The sequence below is a fragment of the Actinocorallia longicatena genome, assembly GCF_039534125.1.
In the GTDB taxonomy this organism is placed as follows: Bacteria; Actinomycetota; Actinomycetes; order Streptosporangiales; family Streptosporangiaceae; genus Actinocorallia; species Actinocorallia longicatena.
In genome coordinates this window covers 23,848-41,097 of the sequence record NZ_BAAAUV010000038.1, presented here as the reverse complement: position 1 = coordinate 41,097, position 17,250 = coordinate 23,848, and the positions used below count along the sequence as shown (strand labels likewise).

General features: G+C 69.4%; 17 protein-coding genes and 1 tRNA gene. 6 read left to right on the top strand and 12 right to left on the bottom strand.

Translation table 11 applies throughout. The features are described 5' to 3' along the window. Positions 1-42: 42 nt before the first annotated feature. Together ABD785_RS37745 and ABD785_RS37740 are read right to left on the bottom strand one after the other, a co-directional pair. Positions 43-792 (bottom strand): ANTAR domain-containing protein, encoded by a 750-nt coding sequence (locus ABD785_RS37745; protein ID WP_344838629.1) that lies wholly within the window; start codon positions 790-792, stop codon positions 43-45. Next, a complete protein-coding gene (locus ABD785_RS37740; RefSeq protein WP_344838626.1) occupies positions 789-1,577 on the bottom strand; it encodes a GAF and ANTAR domain-containing protein in 789 nt (262 codons plus the stop codon). Before ABD785_RS37740 ends, ABD785_RS37745 begins: the two co-directional genes overlap by 4 nt. Positions 1,578-2,032: 455 nt before the next feature. On the opposite strand from ABD785_RS37740, the gene ABD785_RS37735 reads away from it, so the two are divergent. After that, a complete protein-coding gene (locus tag ABD785_RS37735; protein ID WP_344838623.1) occupies positions 2,033-2,377 on the top strand; it encodes a hypothetical protein in 345 nt (114 codons plus the stop codon). A 705-nt stretch (positions 2,378-3,082) separates the two neighbouring features. Here ABD785_RS37735 and ABD785_RS37730 read toward each other — a convergent pair. Further along, positions 3,083-3,664 carry a Uma2 family endonuclease gene (locus ABD785_RS37730; RefSeq protein ID WP_344838620.1) on the bottom strand — a complete coding sequence of 194 codons (582 nt, stop codon included), beginning with the start codon at positions 3,662-3,664 and terminating at the stop codon, positions 3,083-3,085. A gap of 407 nt (positions 3,665-4,071) precedes the next feature. Between ABD785_RS37730 and ABD785_RS37725 the strand changes: the two genes are divergently transcribed. Beyond that, a complete protein-coding gene (locus ABD785_RS37725; protein WP_344838619.1) occupies positions 4,072-4,359 on the top strand; it encodes a hypothetical protein in 288 nt (95 codons plus the stop codon). A 204-nt stretch (positions 4,360-4,563) separates the two neighbouring features. On the opposite strand, the gene ABD785_RS37720 is transcribed toward ABD785_RS37725, so the two are convergent. From ABD785_RS37720 to ABD785_RS37695, 6 genes are all read right to left on the bottom strand, one after another. Then, entirely contained in the window at positions 4,564-4,932 is a 369-nt protein-coding gene (locus tag ABD785_RS37720; protein ID WP_344838617.1) for a hypothetical protein, read from the bottom strand. Continuing rightward, positions 4,929-5,390 carry a hypothetical protein gene (locus ABD785_RS37715; RefSeq protein WP_344838614.1) on the bottom strand — a complete coding sequence of 154 codons (462 nt, stop codon included), beginning with the start codon at positions 5,388-5,390 and terminating at the stop codon, positions 4,929-4,931. The genes ABD785_RS37720 and ABD785_RS37715 overlap by 4 nt, the downstream gene beginning before the upstream one ends. 416 nt (positions 5,391-5,806) lie before the next feature. After that, positions 5,807-5,882, bottom strand: a tRNA-His gene (locus ABD785_RS37710). 63 nt (positions 5,883-5,945) lie between these two features. Next, a complete protein-coding gene (gene orn, locus ABD785_RS37705) occupies positions 5,946-6,554 on the bottom strand; it encodes an oligoribonuclease (RefSeq protein ID WP_344838611.1) in 609 nt (202 codons plus the stop codon). A gap of 26 nt (positions 6,555-6,580) precedes the next feature. Then, on the bottom strand, positions 6,581-7,498 hold the full coding sequence (locus tag ABD785_RS37700) for a DUF2510 domain-containing protein (protein ID WP_344838609.1): 918 nt from the start codon (positions 7,496-7,498) through the stop codon (positions 6,581-6,583). Positions 7,499-7,523: 25 nt separating this feature from the next. Then, entirely contained in the window at positions 7,524-8,084 is a 561-nt protein-coding gene (locus ABD785_RS37695) for a hypothetical protein (protein WP_344838607.1), read from the bottom strand. Positions 8,085-8,308: 224 nt separating this feature from the next. Between ABD785_RS37695 and ABD785_RS37690 the strand changes: the two genes are divergently transcribed. Next, entirely contained in the window at positions 8,309-9,334 is a 1,026-nt protein-coding gene (locus ABD785_RS37690; RefSeq protein WP_344838604.1) for a phosphotransferase family protein, read from the top strand. 42 nt (positions 9,335-9,376) lie between these two features. Here ABD785_RS37690 and ABD785_RS37685 read toward each other — a convergent pair whose 3' ends face one another. Both ABD785_RS37685 and ABD785_RS37680 read right to left on the bottom strand, forming a co-directional pair. Beyond that, entirely contained in the window at positions 9,377-10,957 is a 1,581-nt protein-coding gene (locus ABD785_RS37685; RefSeq protein WP_344838601.1) for an RNA polymerase sigma factor, read from the bottom strand. Positions 10,958-11,144: 187 nt separating this feature from the next. Then, a complete protein-coding gene (locus ABD785_RS37680) occupies positions 11,145-13,322 on the bottom strand; it encodes a substrate-binding and VWA domain-containing protein (protein WP_344838599.1) in 2,178 nt (725 codons plus the stop codon). 236 nt (positions 13,323-13,558) lie between these two features. On the opposite strand from ABD785_RS37680, the gene ABD785_RS37675 reads away from it, so the two are divergent. From ABD785_RS37675 to ABD785_RS37665, 3 genes are all read left to right on the top strand, one after another. Further along, the gene (locus ABD785_RS37675; protein ID WP_344838597.1) at positions 13,559-14,536 is read left to right on the top strand and encodes an endonuclease/exonuclease/phosphatase family protein; all 978 of its coding nucleotides are present in this window, start codon (positions 13,559-13,561) and stop codon (positions 14,534-14,536) included. 21 nt (positions 14,537-14,557) lie between these two features. Beyond that, complete coding sequence (locus ABD785_RS37670) at positions 14,558-15,376, top strand: TrmH family RNA methyltransferase (RefSeq protein ID WP_344838596.1); 819 nt, start codon at positions 14,558-14,560, stop codon at positions 15,374-15,376. Between the two features lie 93 nt (positions 15,377-15,469). Further along, complete coding sequence (locus ABD785_RS37665) at positions 15,470-16,099, top strand: DUF4328 domain-containing protein (protein WP_344838594.1); 630 nt, start codon at positions 15,470-15,472, stop codon at positions 16,097-16,099. 48 nt (positions 16,100-16,147) lie between these two features. Here the strand turns inward: ABD785_RS37665 and ABD785_RS37660 are convergent, their stop codons facing one another. After that, positions 16,148-17,161 (bottom strand): hypothetical protein, encoded by a 1,014-nt coding sequence (locus ABD785_RS37660; protein WP_344838592.1) that lies wholly within the window; start codon positions 17,159-17,161, stop codon positions 16,148-16,150. Positions 17,162-17,250: the final 89 nt, after the last annotated feature.

Below are 17,250 nucleotides of genomic sequence, written 5' to 3'. Positions count from 1 at the left end.
TCAGGGCGAGCGCCGGAGGACACCCTGGATCGTCACCCGTGATCATGGACGGCCAGGCGGTTCGGGTGTGACCGGCGCCCGGCCGATATGAAGCTGTTTGTCCATGACCTTCCGGGCAGCTTCGGTGATCTTGATGTTGTGGCTCCGGGCGTGGCCGCGCAGCAGGGTGAAGGCCTCGTCGACGGTGATGCCGAGGCGCTGGGCGATGGCGCCCTTGGCCTGTTCGATGGTGATGCGGCTGTTCAGTGCGTTCTGGAGCTGGGAGTTCACCTCCGCGCTGCGCCGGATCATGCGCTCGTGGAGGATGCCGATGGTGGCGATGTCGGCCAGGGCCTGGCCGAGCTCGACGTCCTCGGGGTCCAGGTGGCCCGGTGCGGCGCTGAACAGGTTGAGTGCTCCGATCGCCGTATCGCGCAGCCGCATGGGCAGGGCGTGCACGGCCGTGTAGCCGAGGCCGATCGCCGCCGGTGCGAACAGCGGCCACCGCGTCCCGGCCTCGGTGAGGTCGTCGCATCGGACGCTTCTCCCGGTCCGGTAGGTCTCCAGGCAGGGTCCTTGGGAGTTCTGGAGCTGGAACAGCTCGAGCAGCCGGGTCTGCTCACTCGAGGCGGCCAGCAGGCTCAAGGTACCGTGATGGTCGGCGACCATGACTCCACAGGCGGTGACGTCGAGCAGTTCCACGATCCGCTGGGTGAGCAGGTCGAGGAAGTCGAACACGTCGTAGTCGTCGACCAGCGTGTCGGCCAGCTCCACGAACGTCTGCCGGGCTCGCCGATTCTGAACCGCATTCATTCCGCTTCCTCCATGCCCGTACCGTCTGTCCTAGGCAAGGGCCCGTCCTCCTGCGTGGTCTCACCCTCGTGCACGTTCGGTCCGCCCCCCAAACCCTCTCGGGGGATCTCCCGCGGTGGCATCGCCTGGTGGGCTTCTCCGCTGATGGGGTCGAACCACATCCGCCGGGCGACGACCGACGCCGACACCTCGTCCAGACGCCGATCATGAGCGTAGGCGTAGGCCCGCAACCGGGCCAGCGCGTCCGCCACGTCGATATCGAGTTGCACACTCACCATCCCCGCCGCCTGGTGAACGCCGGCCCGGCGTTCGACGAACTCGTCGTCCAGGAATCTGTCCAGCCTGGAGCTGATACCGCCACGGTGATCGAGCACCAGCACCATGAGCGCGTCCGCATAGGCCAGCACGTCCAGCAGCTGCTCACCCGACAGCGGGCCGGCCAGATCACGGTAAAGGTCGATCACGCCGAACCGGACGGCGCCCGCGCGCACCGGGATCGAGAACACCCCCCGCACCCCCAGGACCACCGCGGCGGGAGCGAACGCCGGCCAGCGCCGCCGGCTGTCCGCCGACTCCAGGTCCTGGACCAGAACAGGCCCGTCACCGGCCAAGGCGTCCATGCACGGCCCCTCGCCCAGCGTGAACTGCAGGTCGGCCACCTCCGCACTGCGCGCGTCGGTGGCGTACACCGGCTCCCGAAGCCCGGCCCCGTGACGCATCGACAACCCGGCACCCGCGGCGTCCACCGCCTGAGCGCATGCGAGGCACGCGTGCTCGACCGACACCGCTCGGCCCTCGCGTCGGGCGTACTCACCGATCCGTGCCCAGGCCCGCTGCATCCGGGCCTCAGTCACCGCGCCCGCTTGCCGTGGACGACCGACCTGTCATCACTCGCCTCCGCCAGGGCACCGATCGTCCGCCCCAAGCCCCCAGCCTTTCACATCGCGGGCCACCGGCCCGGGCCGGCATCACCGGGATCGGCCCCGACGTCGCCGGGCCTGGCCACTTGCAGCCACATCGCTACGGTCCGTACCGGGCTAGAATGAAAGTTACGAATCGCCGCACCCGTCCGCCCGGGCGGGGACATGACGGCATTCGGTCGCTCCGGACCCCGGCGACTCCTCGACCCGTCTTCGGGCAACGAGAGGCCGGTACCCCGTGATCAGACGCACCCACGTCACAGCGAGTCCCCTCGCCTGCTCCGCCCGTCTGGACGGCCGGGCCGTCCAGCACGGCGAACATGAGAAGCGGGGCTGAGGCGGTGACGGCGCCGCCTACGATGCTGTCCCGCCCGCTCGCCGCACCACCGGCCGGGCCGGAGCACGTCGTGTTCGCGGTGGGGCTGACCGCCGATGAGCACGAGCTGATCGCGGCGGCCGCCGCCCTGAGCGGCGTCGGCATGCACGACTTCGCGCTGACCATCGTGCTGTGGCGAGCGCGCCTGGACCTCAGCGCAGCCGACCCGGCCCCCGCGCCCGCGCGGGACGGTGTGTCCTGGATCCGCGTCTCGGCGGCACTGTGCCTGACCGAGACGGCGGTGCCCACGACTCCGCCCGGCGATGCCCTGGTGCGGGCCGGCGGGTGAGAAACGAGGGCGGGTACCAATGCGCGCAGCCGATGCGCTTCACGGCCGGTACCCGGCGGACCGCACGAAGCGCTTCAGCAGCGGTCCGCAAGGGGTGGCGGGGTGCTGTACCCCCCCACGGCGACTTCGCCACCCCGAACCCTCGCGAATCTCCTGAGGCCGATCGGCGCGAGAAGAAAGGCCGCCCCACCCGGTGCCGGTCGACGCCTCGGCTCGACGGCCTGGCAGTCCCGGTTCAGCCGTGGCCGGGAGACCCCGGCCACGGAGAACCCGTCCCGCCGGAATTGGCCGGTCCTCGGACCGGCGTCACGGCCATCAAGGTATTCCGATCACCGTCGCGGATCTTCTGGGCTCCGCCGAGACTCACGATGCCGTCCCGTCGGCGGAGCAGACGTGACTCGACCACCTCCGGAACAGGCTCGCAGAAGGAGCCCTGACCATCTCTTGGCCACCCGACCTCAACCAGCCCTGCTGGTGGGGCTCCACCCGCAAGCACAAGAAGTTCTGCGGTTCCCCCGCCACCACATGACCCGTGACACCGCTTCTGAGAACGTCGCTGTTCGCCGAGCTGCAGTCAGGCGCTGAACCCCAGCTGGATTGTCGCTACGTCGGTGACCGGCCGCTTCTCACCGAAGTCCGCGGGAGCGAGATCGCTCCCAGCCCGCTCCCAGGATCGCTTCTTCGGCGAGTGGTGTTGCCGGCGGATCATGGAGCGGCGAGCTCGTCGAAGTGGACATCTACCTGGAGCGGCGTCTTCAGTTCCAGTCGGCGGGTGTGGAGCTGGACGAGGCGGTAGGACCCGTTCGGCTCAAGCCAGTACTCCTCGATCTTCTCGACGGCATCCTGGCTCTCGCCGAGGAAGACGATGAGGTAAACGGGGATGCCTGCTGCAGCGTAGGCGGCCTTCTTTTCCACGGTGTCGGTCCGCAGGGAGGAGTTCGGGGAGACGACTTCGATGACCATGACGGCACCGGCGGCATAGAGCCGTTCTCCGGGAGACAGGCAGCGGTAGACGACCACATCGGGCTTGCGCAGACTCAGTGGGACGTCGCTGAATCGGACGTCGATGTCGGTCTCGACCATCAGGCAGGGTTCGGGTTTGCGTGCTTGCTCGAGAGCAGTGGCCAGCCGCCGTGCGACTCGATTGTGGAGTCGCGACGGACTCTCGCACTTGACGATGTGCCCGTCGATGACCTCGATCGTTCTACAGAAGTCCTCAGGCAGGGCCTCGTAGTCGGCGGAGGTGATCTGGGTGGGCATGTTCTCGTACCAGGGCGCTTCGGTCATCGTGGCCTCCACACGCTGTGACTGGGCACCAGAAGAATACAAGCACCGGCCGACGGAAGGGCTCGGGCGGGAACGGGCAGGCCGGGTCCTCTGGAACCGCGGCTCTGACGCGTCCTCGGGATCTGGCCGGAGAGCCGGTCGTCGTGGTTGTTCGATGCCCCTCTGAACGCCTTCCACTTTAGGGTCGGGCGCGTGAGCGGACGGTGGCGGGCGCGGGAAGGCAAGCCGAGCGGCTGGAGAAGAGCGCTCTGGAGTTCCCTGAGGAGCGGGGCGAGATTCTGCTGGAGGCCGCGGGGCAGTGGGCACCGGCGGGCGAGTCTGAGCGTGCTCTGGCGATCCACGGCGATCTCCTCGGATCGGGATCTTCGGAAGACGCAAAGTGAGCGTTGGCCGGTCGCATCGATGTCATGGCAGGGCTGGGCCACTGGGACGAGGTCGAAGTGGATGCGGAGGCTCTGCCCGTGCGCCGCCCGTTGCCTGGACCCGCCGCGATGGTGGCGGAGTTCTTCGAACACCACGATCGTCTGGACGATGCCCTGGCCTGGTTCAGCATCGCCTGTCGGGACCAAGTGCTCGATGCCCTGGACGCCGACACGTTGTTCGGCCGCCCCGAGCTCCAGGGTCGGTCCCGTATCAAAAGATCGATGGGCCTGCCGCCCGACGCCCCCGGATACCGCGGTGTCGGCGGCTCATGACGCACTAGTCTCCCCCGCTCGACCGGCGATTGCCGGAAGACGGCCCTTCGTTCGGCGGATCTTTCTTCATCCGGGCGGACGTCCCCCTCGCTTTCGAACGCGGTCTAGTCCAGATCGATGAGCCGGGGCTCTGGGGCCGGAAACCTACTTCGCCCGAATCGAAGCGGGCTGGCGGAGCACCACGTGGGAGAGCGGTCGGCGCGGTCAACGTTTTCGGCGGCCGCCGGACTTGTCGGTGACGCCGGGGTGGCCGATGGAGGCTTTCGTGATGTAGAGGGTGCGTTCTTCGTCGTCAATGGCGTACCAGAGCCGCCCGCCGGCGGTGATCTCGTACTGCCATTGTTCGAGGTCGGCCGCGCCGATCTTGACAGAGGAGAGTCCGCCTTTGAGACGGTGCCGGCGGCTGGGGTTGGCCATGGATCGCGGGTCGGCGGTGATATCGCACCAGGCGCGGTCGAGCCCGGTGCGCGCGTGACGAAGGAGATCGGGCCATCCTCGCGCGGCGTCGGAATTGTGGAGGACGACCCGCCATGGATCCGGACGCGGGGCTTCGTCTCCTCGACGCAGCTTCATGCGCCAGGCCGTCCGATCTCGGTGAACTCGTCCTCTTCGAAGGGTCCTGCCAGGTGCTTGGCGAGGGACGGATCGGTGTGGACCTCGGCGGTGTGCTTCCAGGCGACGAGGTTGGCCGCGAAGGGGGTGAACCGTCCGGTGTCGGCTCCGGCGAGCAGGTCATCGAGGAGTTCGGTGATGGCCTGCGGGCGTTCCTCGGCAGGCAGCCAGGTGAGCCAGGGCAGTTCTTCGGCGAAGGCTTCCTCCGCGAGTGCGCGGTTGGCCCGCGCGAGGAGACGCAGCGAGCGAGCGGCGAACCGGAGCGCGTCGAGCTCGGCCTGCCGGGAAGCGCGGCGGGTCAGCGAGAGGTCCTCCTCGTCGCCCCGACGCTCAAGGATGACGTCACCGTCTCCGAGCGCAGGCAGCACCGAGGTGGGCTTCCTGAGAAAGTCGCTGTAGTTCACGGTCGTCGTAGCCATGACCCCACTATATCTGAACTAATGCAGAACTCTGACTTTGTGAAGACATGAGATCGCCTGCGTCCTCTGAGACGCTGATTGCCGGGCATTCGGGAGCTCATCACAGCCTCGCTCAGTCGGCGGCTGACGGGCACCATTGGGTCCGATGGACTGATGCTTCCTCCGAACTAGCGATCCTCGCTTCCTGCCATGCCGAGGCACTGGATGACCCTGACGACGCGTGCGTGCTGTTCGTCGGTCATGAGGGCCCGCACGACTGGGAGTTCGACGACTATCCGGCTGTCGTGCTGGCTGACGACCCTGAGTCCCTACCTCTGGGAGCGGGCCCCCTCCCAGAGGCGGACATATTCACCGATCTAAAGTGACCGGTAACGCCAGAAGCCCTGCCCATCAGTCCGATGAGCAGGGCTTCTGCTTGGGGTGAGTGACCGGGCTTGAACCGGCGACACCCAGGATCACAACCTGGTGCTCTGCCAACTGAGCTACACCCACCATGTCGCCTGGGATTTGTTCCTGGCGGCGAGAATTAGTGTAGCGGGTGTTGGGGGGTGGTTGTTACTCGGTTTCGGCCTCTGCGACGATCTTGGCGGCGAGGGCTCGGGAGGTCTCGGTGTCGGGGCCGGGCTGGGGGACGAAGACGGCGGCGCGGTAGTAGCGGAGTTCGCGGATGGACTCGGTGATGTCCGCGAGGGCGCGGTGGCCGCCGTTCTTGTCGGGGCTGGCGAAGTAGACGCGGGGGTACCAGCGGCGGGAGAGCTCCTTGATGGAGCTGACGTCGACCATGCGGTAGTGCAGGTGGCCGTCGAGGGCCGGCATGTCCCTGGCGATGAAGCCCCGGTCGGTGGCGATGCTGTTGCCGCACAGGGGGGCCTTGTTGGCGTCCGGGACGTGCGTCTTGATGTAGTCCAGGACCATCGTCTCCGCGTCGGCGAGGGCGACGCCGTCGGGGAGCTCCTTGAGCAGGCCGGAGGTGGTGTGCATGGTGCGCACCACCTTGTTCATCTGGGCGAGCGCCTCCTCCGGAGGCTTGATCACCACATCGAGCCCCTCGTCGAGGATGTTCAGCTCCGGATCGGTGATCAGGACCGCGATCTCGATCAGGGCGTCCCTCTCGAGGGACAGCCCGGTCATCTCGCAGTCGACCCATACCAGCCTGTCGTTCATGTTCATCACCTTATGGGAACAGGCGGCTACGGTGCCTTCAACGAGTCGAGGACGACCTGGACGTCGCCCTGGTTCTTGTGGCTGTCGGGGATCGAGAGGTAGAGCCCGGCCGGCTGCTCGCCCGGACGGTCGACGAGCACGATGATCGCCCGCTCGGTCCGGAAGTTCCAGCCCTGCGACTCGGCCTGCGGGAAGCTGACCTTGACCTCGTAGTACCAGGCCTTCTTCCCGCTGACGCTGTAGGCGCGCGAGGAGACGTCCTCGACCGTGTGCTCGGGGTAGAACCCCGGACGGACCGAGCCGAACCAGCTCTTGGCGGCGCCTTCGAGGTCGCCGTTGGAGTAGAAGACCCCGTCGGGCAGCACCGCGGCGAAGACCGTCGCGACGTAGTCGCTGCCGGGCCCCTTGTAGTCCTTCTGGACGACGGCCTGCTCGCCCTTGATCAGCCCGAGCTTGGCGTAGCTGCCGGTGACGGTCGCCTGGACGGTCCATCCGCCGCCGAGCTGGGCCCAGTTGAGCCCGCTCTTGTCGTCGGTCTGGGTGCCGACGACGGGGGAGCGGCCGGAGGTGTCCAGCGACGAGCTGCCGGTGATCGGGGTCGTCGGCTTGACGATCGGATCGGGATCATCCCCGCCGCGCACGACGAAGATGATCGCGACGGCCGCCAGCACCACGACGACGAGCACGCCGCCGATCAGCCCGAACACCAGGTTCTGGTTCCTGCGCTGGGGCGGCAGGGGGTTCCCGCCGAAGCCGACGGGCCCGCCCTGCTGCGGCGCCCAGGGCTGGGGCGTCGAGGAGGGGGGCTGCCATGGTTCCGGGGTCCGCGCGCCGCCGGCGGCGGGCTGTGTGCTGGACGTCCACTGCCCGCCGTCCCACCAACGCTGCAGTCCTGGCGTCCCATGAGGATCGGGATACCAGCCGGGGGGAGTCTGCCCTGTCATGACCCGAAACCCTAAGGGACAACAATTACAAATGAGTCAATATCCTCGAGGCCACTCCGTTGGACTCCGAGCTCGCCCTGGGCCGGGGGATCTCCGCCAGCGGGGTTTCCGGCCCCGTGAGCTTGCGGATGTCAATGCCGCCGGGCCCCGGGGTGGTCGACCCCGGCACCTGGGACTGTCCGAAATGCCCTCCGCGGGACCACTGCTTGCGGTCCTGCGAGGCCTGGTAGGCCTGCGGGACGTCCAGCGGCGGCCCCGACGGCCAGCGATGCGCCACGCCCCAGGAGTCCAGCCAGGCCATCACCGTCTCGAGGTCCTTCAGATGCCCGTGCGTGAACGGGAGCCGCGCCGCCCCCACCACCATGATCTGGACGCAGACCCGCCCCTCACGCCCGATCTCGGGACCTATCAGCGACCCGGCCCGGGTGACCGGCAGGAGCTGCACGAGCTCCCCGCGGACGGGGTTCCAGACCACGTGGACGGGCTTCCCCTGGCCGTCCAGCGTCTGGGCCACCGATCTCGCGGAGACCACGTGCGGGTCGTTCTCGCTGGTGCACCAGACGGCGCGCGGGGCGCCGCCCTTCATGCTCCCTCCATCGCTGTTCGCCAGTAGTCGTCCTGCCCCCGGGAGCCAGGCATCGGCCACGGTCGGTTCCCCCCAATCGGGCGAATGATCGCCCTGGATTGGTCTAGTCCTTAGTTCGTAACCCACTTGTCGGGATTAGTCCAGCTATGCCTACCCGAGATGAAACTTCCTTACACGGGGGTTGGGTGGCGGTCACAAACCGAGTGACGTTCTAATGTTGGCCCATGAGCCTCGAACCCGTCCCCGGCCTCGACCACCCACGACTGTCCCGCTGGTTCGCCACGTCACTCCCGTCCCTGGGCGCTGTGACAGGTGCGACGCTTGTGGCGGGCGGCCGCTCCAACCTGACCTACCGGATCGACCTGGAGGGCGGCTCGGTCGCCCTGCGCAGGCCGCCGCTCGGGCACGTCCTGCCGACCGCCCACGACATGGTCCGCGAGCACCGCGTGCTGTCCGCGCTCGCCCGGCACGGCAACGTCCCGGTGCCCGCGCCGCTGGCCCTCTGCACCGACGACCAGGTGCTGGGCGCCACGTTCTACGTCATGGACTGGGTCGACGGCCGGATCGTCCGCACCCTCGAGGACGCCTCGGACATCGCCCCGGAACAGGCTGCGGGCCTGTCCGAGCGGCTCGCCGAGGCCCTCGCCGCCATCCACCTCCTGGACGTCGACGCGGCCGGGCTCACAGACTTCGGCCGTCCCGACGGCTACATGGCCCGCCAGCTCAAGCGCTGGGGTCAGCAGTGGGAGCGCTCGAAGACCCGCGAGCTGCCCGCCTACGACCAACTCGTCAAGCGCCTCGCCGACGGCCTGCCGGAAAGTTCCCGCACCACCCTCGTCCACGGAGATTTCCGTCTGGACAACGCGCTGGTCCGGCTGGAGCCCGCGCCGGAGATCGCCGCTGTCGTCGACTGGGAGATGTCGACGCTCGGCGACCCGCTGGCCGATCTCGGCCTCACCCTGGTCTATTGGACCGAGCCGGAAGACGAGCCCCTGCCGGTCGGATCGACCGTCACGGCCGCCCCGGGCTTCCCCACGCGCGCCGGATTCACCGAGCACTACGCGAACCTGACAGGCTTCGACGTGTCGGATCTCGACTACTACGTGGCTTTCGGCTGCTTCAAGCTCGCCATCATCCTGGAGGGCATCCACGCCCGCTTCCTGCAGAACGCCACGGTCGGGGAGGGCTTCGACGGCATCGGTGCCGCGGTCCCCGTGCTGGTCGACCGGGCCCACACCGTCCTGGGCTGAGCACCGGATCCGGCCGGGGAGCGATCCCCGGCCGGGGGCGGGTCAGGCTCCGCCGTCCCCATCGCCGTCGCCCGGGTCGGGCACGGCGCACTCCCACCGGACGGTGATGGCGGCGCCCGGGGTGAAGACCACCGCGGAGGTCGCCTCCTCCTCGCAGGCCACACGGGTGACGGTGATCGTCACCGCGGCGCTCTGGCCGGCCTTCAGCTTGCCCGTGCGCTTGCTGACGGCCAGGTGGACGCCCGGGGAGGCCGTCCAGGTGACGTCGCCGCCCTTGGCCGTGATGGTCACCGCGCAGGTGGTCTCGGCGGCCTCGATCAGGGTGTCGCACCCCGCGACGGTCAGCGTGCCCGGCTTGGGCTTCGTGGTCGTCGGCTTGGTGGTCGGCGTGGTCGAGGGCGTCTTGGTCGGGGTCGTCGCCGTGCTCGCCGTGGGCTCGGTGGTGGGAGTCGGGAGCTGGGACTCCTTCTTCTTTTTCTTCGTGTCCTTGGTCTTGGTCCCGGCGACGGGCTTGGAGCCGTCGGCGGACTCGTCCTCGGAGGTCTGGACGGGTGAGACCGTCTCCTGGCTGGTGGGCTTGTCGCTGCCCCCGCCGGGAAGCAGCTTGAACAGGGCGAACACCAGCAGCACGACACAGAAGATCGCGACGACCGGGATAACGAACGCGGGCAGCCGCTTCGGCTCCTCGGTGTCGGGGATCGACGCCGCCCGCCGGGCCTTGCTGCGCCCGCCGGACCGGAAGAACTCCTCGTCGGTCATCGTGACGGTCGCGGCGGGCCCCGGCACGGGCACCTTGGGCGCCCGGCGGCCGCCGGTCGTCCTGGGGTCGCCGGGCAGGGGCATGCCGTTGGAGACGAGGGTGTCGGGACGAGCGGCGGCCCTGGGGTCGCCGTCGGCCGGCCAGCCGCTCGGGTGGAACGGTTCGGCGCGGCGGCCGATCGCGGCCCGCTCCTGGTCGAAGGCCGGGTCGAAGGCGCTGGCCAGCACCATCCCCTCGAGGTCGGCGGGGGCCATCGCGATCGGCAGGACGCTCAGCAGCCGGCTGATCTGGATCCGGTTGTGCCCGACCTTCTCCTCGATGGAGGCCGAGAGCTCGGCGCGGGCGCCCCGGGACAGGGCGGCGGCGTCGTCGGGGGCGAGCCCGAGCACCCCGGCCAGCTCGATGTCCGAGAGCCCGTGCCGGACGGTCAGGTCGATGACCTCGCGCTGGCGGCCGTTCAGCTTGCTCAGGGCCGCGTGGGCGAGCGCGCGGGCGTCCTGGTGCTTGCGGCGCTCCTCCTCGGTGGAGAACTCGTCCGGGGCCTCGGGAGCCGGGACGCGCTGCGCCGGCCGTTCGCGCATCCGGCGGCGGCACTCGCGGCGCGCCAGCGCGTACAGCCAGCCGCGCAGGAGCTCGGGCTCGCGCAGCCGGTCGGCGTGGGCCTCGGCGGAGAGCATCACGTCGTGGAAGACGTTGACCGCGGTGCCCTCGTCGCGCAGCAGGGCGTGGCAGTAGTCGAACAGCTGGGGACCGTAACGGTCGTAGACGAGGGTGAGGGCGTCGGTCGAGTGCGCCCGAAGGGCACGGACGAGCGCCTCATCCTCGTGCGTGCGTGAGTCCTCCAGACTCGGCCAACCGGCCACCCCGGCCTCCCCCTGTATCGGTGATTCCAAACGTGATCCGTCTTAGCTAGACGCCGCGCGCATCGTTGCGGTTGACACTAGTACGTCTGAGTATCTGGACGTACGAGGATCTTGTCGTAGTTCCTACGAACGAGTGGGGTGTGGCCCGGAACGGCCACACCCCACTTCGTCGGCTCAGATGGCCGGATCAGCACTTCTGCGCGTTGGCGGCCTTCTGCGGGTCGCACATCCGCTTCGACAGGGCCTCGAGGAAGATCTTGGAGATCTCTTCCGGCTTGGTCGGGATGTAGGCGGCGCCACCGGTCGGGCCGGTGATCGAGGTCAGCAGCTTCAGGACCTTCTTGTCCGATCCGATGCTGATGACGATCAGCTGGACCGGCTGGTCCTTCGAGATCAGCTTCTGCATCTTCTGCAGCAGCTGGCCGTGGCTGATGCCGTTCTTGTCATCGTTGCCGATGCCGTCGGTGAACAGCACGATCGAGTTGATGCGGTCCTGCGCGTAGGTCTTCCGCATGTAGGCGTAGGACCCGAGGATCGTGTCGTACAGGCCGGTGTCGCCGGTCGGCAGCGCCTGGACGCTCACCAGCGCCTGCTTGATCCGGTCGACCTGGCTGATCGAGCCGAACTTCTTGTCGAGCTGGGCGACCGGGACGGCTTCCTTCCAGTCCTGCTTGCCGACGAGGTTGGTGGAGAACGCCCACACGCCGATCTCGCTGTCCGGCGAGAAGTTCGCGAGGCCCTTGCCGGCGATGTCGAGGATCGTCTGCATCCGGCTCTTGCCGCCCGGGACGATCGGCTGCGCCATCGTGCCGGAGATGTCGAGGACCGCCAGCATCCGGATGCCGAGGGAGAGCTTCGCCCAGTCCTGGGTGATCTTGTAGATCTCCTCGGCGGACACGACGGGCAGCGGCGAGATGCGCTTGGCCGACAGGCCGTTGGCCTCGGTGAAGGTCGCGGGCGCCTTGAAGTCGTTGGTGCGGAAGCCCAGGGCCTGGTACTTCTTCACCGCGTCCGGGGTGGTGAGCGCGGCCTCGAGCTTGTGCGTCGCCTCGACCTTCTTCTTGTCGGAGGTCGTCAGGACCACGGGGTAGTCCATGCTGACCTCGCCCTCGGTCGGGTAGATCGCGGCGGCCGGCTCCTTGGGCTTGGTGTTGTTGAACCGCATGACGCTCTGCTCCGGCGCGATGAGCAGCGGGAAGCGTCCGCGGGTGTCCTGGCCGAAGCGGGCGTACATCTTCTCGATGGTCGGCCGGGTCGTCTTGCGGATCTTCTGCGTGATGCCCGCGAAGATCGGCGCGGCGGCGGCGTCACCGGCGAGGAGCGTCTTGAGCATGGAGATCGACGCCATGCCGGAGCCCGTGGAGTTCGGGTCGAGCACGCGCATGTCGAGCAGCTTGGGGTTGATCAGGTCGTTCTTGGTGACCGCGCCGCCCTCGAGGCCGCCGGCGGCCTTCAGCAGGTTGTCCCACGACGGCTGGTCGAGGAAGCCCTTGGACTTGAGGACGCTGTAGAGGGTCTTCGGCACGATGACGACGACCGGGGAGGTCGCCAGCTTCGTCTTGGTCGGGGTGGCGGCGCCCTTGGCCCGCATCTCGACCATGCCGGTCCACAGGGAGCTGTCGGGGATCCACACGTCCGGCTTGGTGGCCGTCGTGGACGTCACGCCCTCGCCGGTCAGCAGGGTGCGGACGGCGCTCGGCTCGGTGGCCGTCACGATCGCCTTGGCGCAGTTCTTGTCGTCGTCGGAGAAGCCGTCGGCGATGTTCTTGACCGCGGGGGCGATCTCCTTGGCGACGGCGAGGTTCAGCGTCACCGCGTCGCCGGAGCAGCCGCCGCTCTTCTCGGTGAAGGCGTACACCGCGACGCCGAGCAGCAGGGCCAGGCCGACCGCGCCCGCCATGGGGCCGATCAGGGCGCCGCGCTTGCGCTTCTTGCGGGAGCCGTAGCCGCCGGAGCCGTAGACGTACTCGTCGCTGCCGCCGCCCGGGCCGTGGCCGCCGCCGACGCTCTCGCCGGGGCCGGTCGGGAAGGGACGGTCGAATCCGGCCGACGAACCGCCACCGCCGCCGGGGACCGGCGCGCTGAGGTAGGGCTGGGAGTCGCTCGGCGGGGACGAGGCGAGGCCGTTGCCTCCGTAGGAGTGGCCGCCCGGGTCGGACGCTCCGGTGAAGCCGCCCGAGCCGTACGGCTGGCCGGACGCGCGGTTCAGCCACTCGGGCTGGGCCGGCTCGGCCTGCGGAACTTCGTGCGAGCTCGAGGAAGCGGCGGATCGCGGGCTGAACCAGTCGGTGCTGTCCGCGGTCGGGAAGTCCGAGGAGGAGCCGAATCCACCCTCGCCCGGATGGTCGCCGGGGGGACGAGTCATGGTGCTCTCCGGGTTTCTGCTCTGAGGGCCGTGCACGGACGTCGGGGCGCCGGGCGGTGGTCGGAGGCACTTTAGCCGCATCACCTCGGTGTTACAAAGACGTTCAAACCGGTGATCTATCCCCAGAAGGTGCTGTGTCCTGATTTATTTGCATTACCGGTGGGTAACTTATGGCCCGGAAGTACCGTTGGCGCAACGGTCGCAACTCCGGAGGGCCCCCGATCGTCCTCACTTGCGTGAGCATCGAAGCCGTAACCGAACCGTTGCGTGAGCGACGGCTCGTCCGGGGTCTGGTGTGGGGGGCGACGGCCCTCTGGGGCGCCTGGGCGCTCGGCCGGCTGACGGGCGCCGACCGTATCCCCTTCCTCGACGCCCTGACCATCCCCCTGGTCTCCCTGACGCCCTACATGGCGGCGTTCTCGCCCGTCCCGGTGGCCGCCGCGCTGGTCTCCCGCAACCGCCGCGCCGCCCTCACCGCCGGCGCCGTCGTGATCGCCTTCGGGTTCGCGGTCCTGCCCCGGGCCATCGCCGACGACCAGCCCCCGGCGCATGGCCCCGCGCTCAAGGTGATGTCGGCGAACCTGATGTTCGGGCGGGCGTCCTACCCGGAGGTCGTCGAGCTGGTCCGCGCCGAGCGGGTCGACGTGCTGAGCGTCCAGGAGTTCACACCGGACGCCCGTAATGGACTGGCCGAGGCCGGGCTGCACGCCCTGCTGCCCTACGAGGTCGTCGACGCCCGCTGGGGAGCCGAGGGCTCCGGCGTCTACTCCCGCCACCCCCTGACGGCCCTCCCGCCCCTCCCGGGCACCGTCATGGCCCTGCCCCGGGCCTCCCTCACCCTCGACGGCCGCACCGTGGAGATCACCGCGGTCCATCCGCTGCCGCCGATCAACGGTCCCCAGCGCGCCGACTGGGACCACGTCCTGAGGACGCTGCCGAGACCGTCCAAGGGCGTCACGAGCATCCTCGCGGGCGACTTCAACGCCACCCTCGACCACGCCCGCCTCCGCTCCCTCCTGCACTCCGGCTACCGCGACGCCGCCGACACCCGAGGCAAGGGCCTCACCCCGAGCTGGGGCGTCACGATGTTCGGCCCTCCGCTGACCCTCGACCACATCCTCGTCCCGGAGAACGTCGCCGTCCGCTCCTACCGCGTCACCCCCCTGGAGGGCACCGACCACCGCCCGGTCATCACCGCCCTCACCCTGCCCTGACCTCCCGCTACCTTGGACGCCATGGCGCACCTCATCGAGATCACCGACCCGGCCGACCCCCGCCTGGCCGACTACACCAGCCTCACCGACGGCCAGCTCCGCCGCAGCCTCGAAGCCGAAGAGGGCCTCTTCATCGCCGAGGGCGCCAAGGTCATCCGCCGTGCCGTGGAAACGGGCCACCCCACCCGCTCCCTGATGATGACCCCCAAATGGCTCCCCTCCCTCTCCGACCTCCTCCCGTCCCTGGACGCCCCCGTCTACCTGGTCACCGACACCCTCGCCGAACACCTCACCGGCTTCGCCGTCCACCGAGGCGCCCTCGCCTCCATGACCCGCAAACCCCTCCCCACCCTCCCCGCTCTCCTGACCCCCGCCCCCCACCGCCTCCTCGTCCTCGAAGACCTGACGAACGTCACGAACGTCGGTGCGATTTTCAGATGCGCCGCGGCTCTGGGCATCGAGGCGATCGTGCTGTCGCCTGGCTGCGCCGACCCCCTCTATAGAAGGTCGGTGAAAGTTTCGATGGGCGCGGTGTTCGCGGTCCCGTACGCCCGTATGGACGACTGGCACACCGGGCTCAAGGTGCTCCGCGATGCCGGGTTCCGGCTGCTGGCGCTGACGCCCGCCCAGGACGCGGTCTCCCTCGACGAGGCGACGATGGGGGAGAGGGTGGCGCTTCTCCTGGGTTCTGAGGGAGACGGCCTCTCGTCTCAGTGGATCGACGAGTCGGACCAGGCGGTGATGATCCCGATGAGCCCCGGTGCGATGGAGGCGGGCGTGGATTCCCTCAACGTGGTCGCCGCGGCCGCGATCGCCTGTCACAGCCTCGTCAGCCGCTGAGCCGGGCGAGCCCCGCTCGGGCGAGCCGGTCGTCGCACATGTCCGTGAATTTTGGGTCTTGGGGGAAAGGGGCGGTTGCTCTAGGAAGGACGGATGGCGCACGGGGAGATCAGGGCGGTGGCCGGGCACCGGAACGCGGGGCTGGCGGGGTTCGGGGTGGCGGGGCTGGGGGCCCTGGGGATGGTGGTCGCGGGGCTGCTCGCGGCGGGTGGGGCCTTCGGCCGCGACAGGGCCGAGGACGTGCTGGCGGTCGTGACGCTCGCCGAGCTGGGGGCGACGGTTCCGTGCGGGATCGCGTTCGTCGCGTGGATGTACCGGATGCGGTGGAACGGTGAGACCATCACGCGCTACGCGTACCGGCACGGGGCCGATCACAACCTTTACGGGTGGTACATCCCGATCGCGAATCTGTGGATACCGGCGGAGATCGTCGATGATCTCTGGGAGGCCAGCACTCCCAGTGAGCACAGCGACACCACGCTGATCTGGAGCTGGTGGGTGTCCTTCGTCCTCGGGAACGCGGCGCTGGGCGTGGCCTTCTCCCTCGAACCCCTCCTGGTCGCCGGTGCCGGGCTGTTGCGGGGGGTGGCGGCGCTGCTCGGCGCGGTGCTCGTCGTGAAGATCTCGGCTCTCCAGCAGGCCGCCTACGCCGAGCGCATGCGCACCGATCCACCCCGGCTCCGCTCCTACCGGCGCAGGCGCCGCCTCGGGGGCGAGATCTGACGGGTCCGGTGGCTCGGGTGGCATGCCGGGCCGGGTGAGGGAGAGCGGTCAGGCCTCGAAGCGGCCCTTGCCGGTGCGGCGGTGGCCGCCTCGGTGAGCGGCGGGCTTGCGGGCCTGGTGGAAGAGGAAGCCGAAGAGGGCGAAGAGGGCGGCGAGCCACGCGGCCTGGATGCGGGCCAGGTTGGAGAAGCCGGGGCCGGTGGCGTCGGCGGGGCGGATCGCGGCGACGTTCTGGAGGGCCAGGGGGGTCTGTGACTGCTGGTCGGCCGTCACCGGGACCTGGGAGTTCACGTCGATCGACGGGAGCACGCTGCCGGGCGTCGGGACGGTGCCGGGGACCGTCGGGGTGACCGACTGGGGGGTCACCGCGTTCGGCACGGACGGGACGGTCGGCACCGTCGTCGGGGTGGTGCTGGTCGTGGGCGTCGGAGTGCCCGCCGCCGCGACCGTCAGCAGATGAACGACCGACTTGGTCGTCGCCGCGGTCGCCGTGACGGTCGTCGTGATGCGGATGGAACCCGAGGAGGCGTTCGCCGGGATCTTCAGCTTCACCGGGACGAAGTCGCCCTTCGCCGAGACGTCGCCCAGGCTGCACGCCGCACCCGCGCGGGTGCAGGTCGGCGAGGTCGTCACGCTCTGGTCGGCGGAGACCGTCAGCTTCGCGTTCCTGGCACTGGCCTTGGTCGCGTACACGTGGACGGTCGCGTTCACCGTCTCCCCCGCCTTGACGCCCGGCTGCGGCACGCTGAGCACCACGTAGAGGTCGGGCGGCACCGGAGCGGGCGTGGTCTTCGTCGGAGTGGGCGCCGGGGTGTCCGTCGGCGCCGGGGTGGTGCTGGGCGGGGGAGTGGTGGGGGTGTCCGTCGGGGTCGGCGTCGCGGCCGGGGACGGGCTCGGCGTGTCGACCGCGGTAGGGGTCTCCGTCGGCGCCTTGGACGTCGGATCCGCCGCCGGGGTCGTCGTGCCGTCCGTCGGGGTGGGATCGGCGTGTGCCGGCGCCGAAGCCGCGATTCCCGTCACGAGTGTGGCCGCCGCCAGTGCCGAGCCGACTCTCACAAGCACGCCCCCGTACCTCTCCATCGATTCCGTACAAAGTAGTGCAGGCTTCCCTGCCCTTTGTGACAGATCCCATGCCAACACGGAACAGGGGA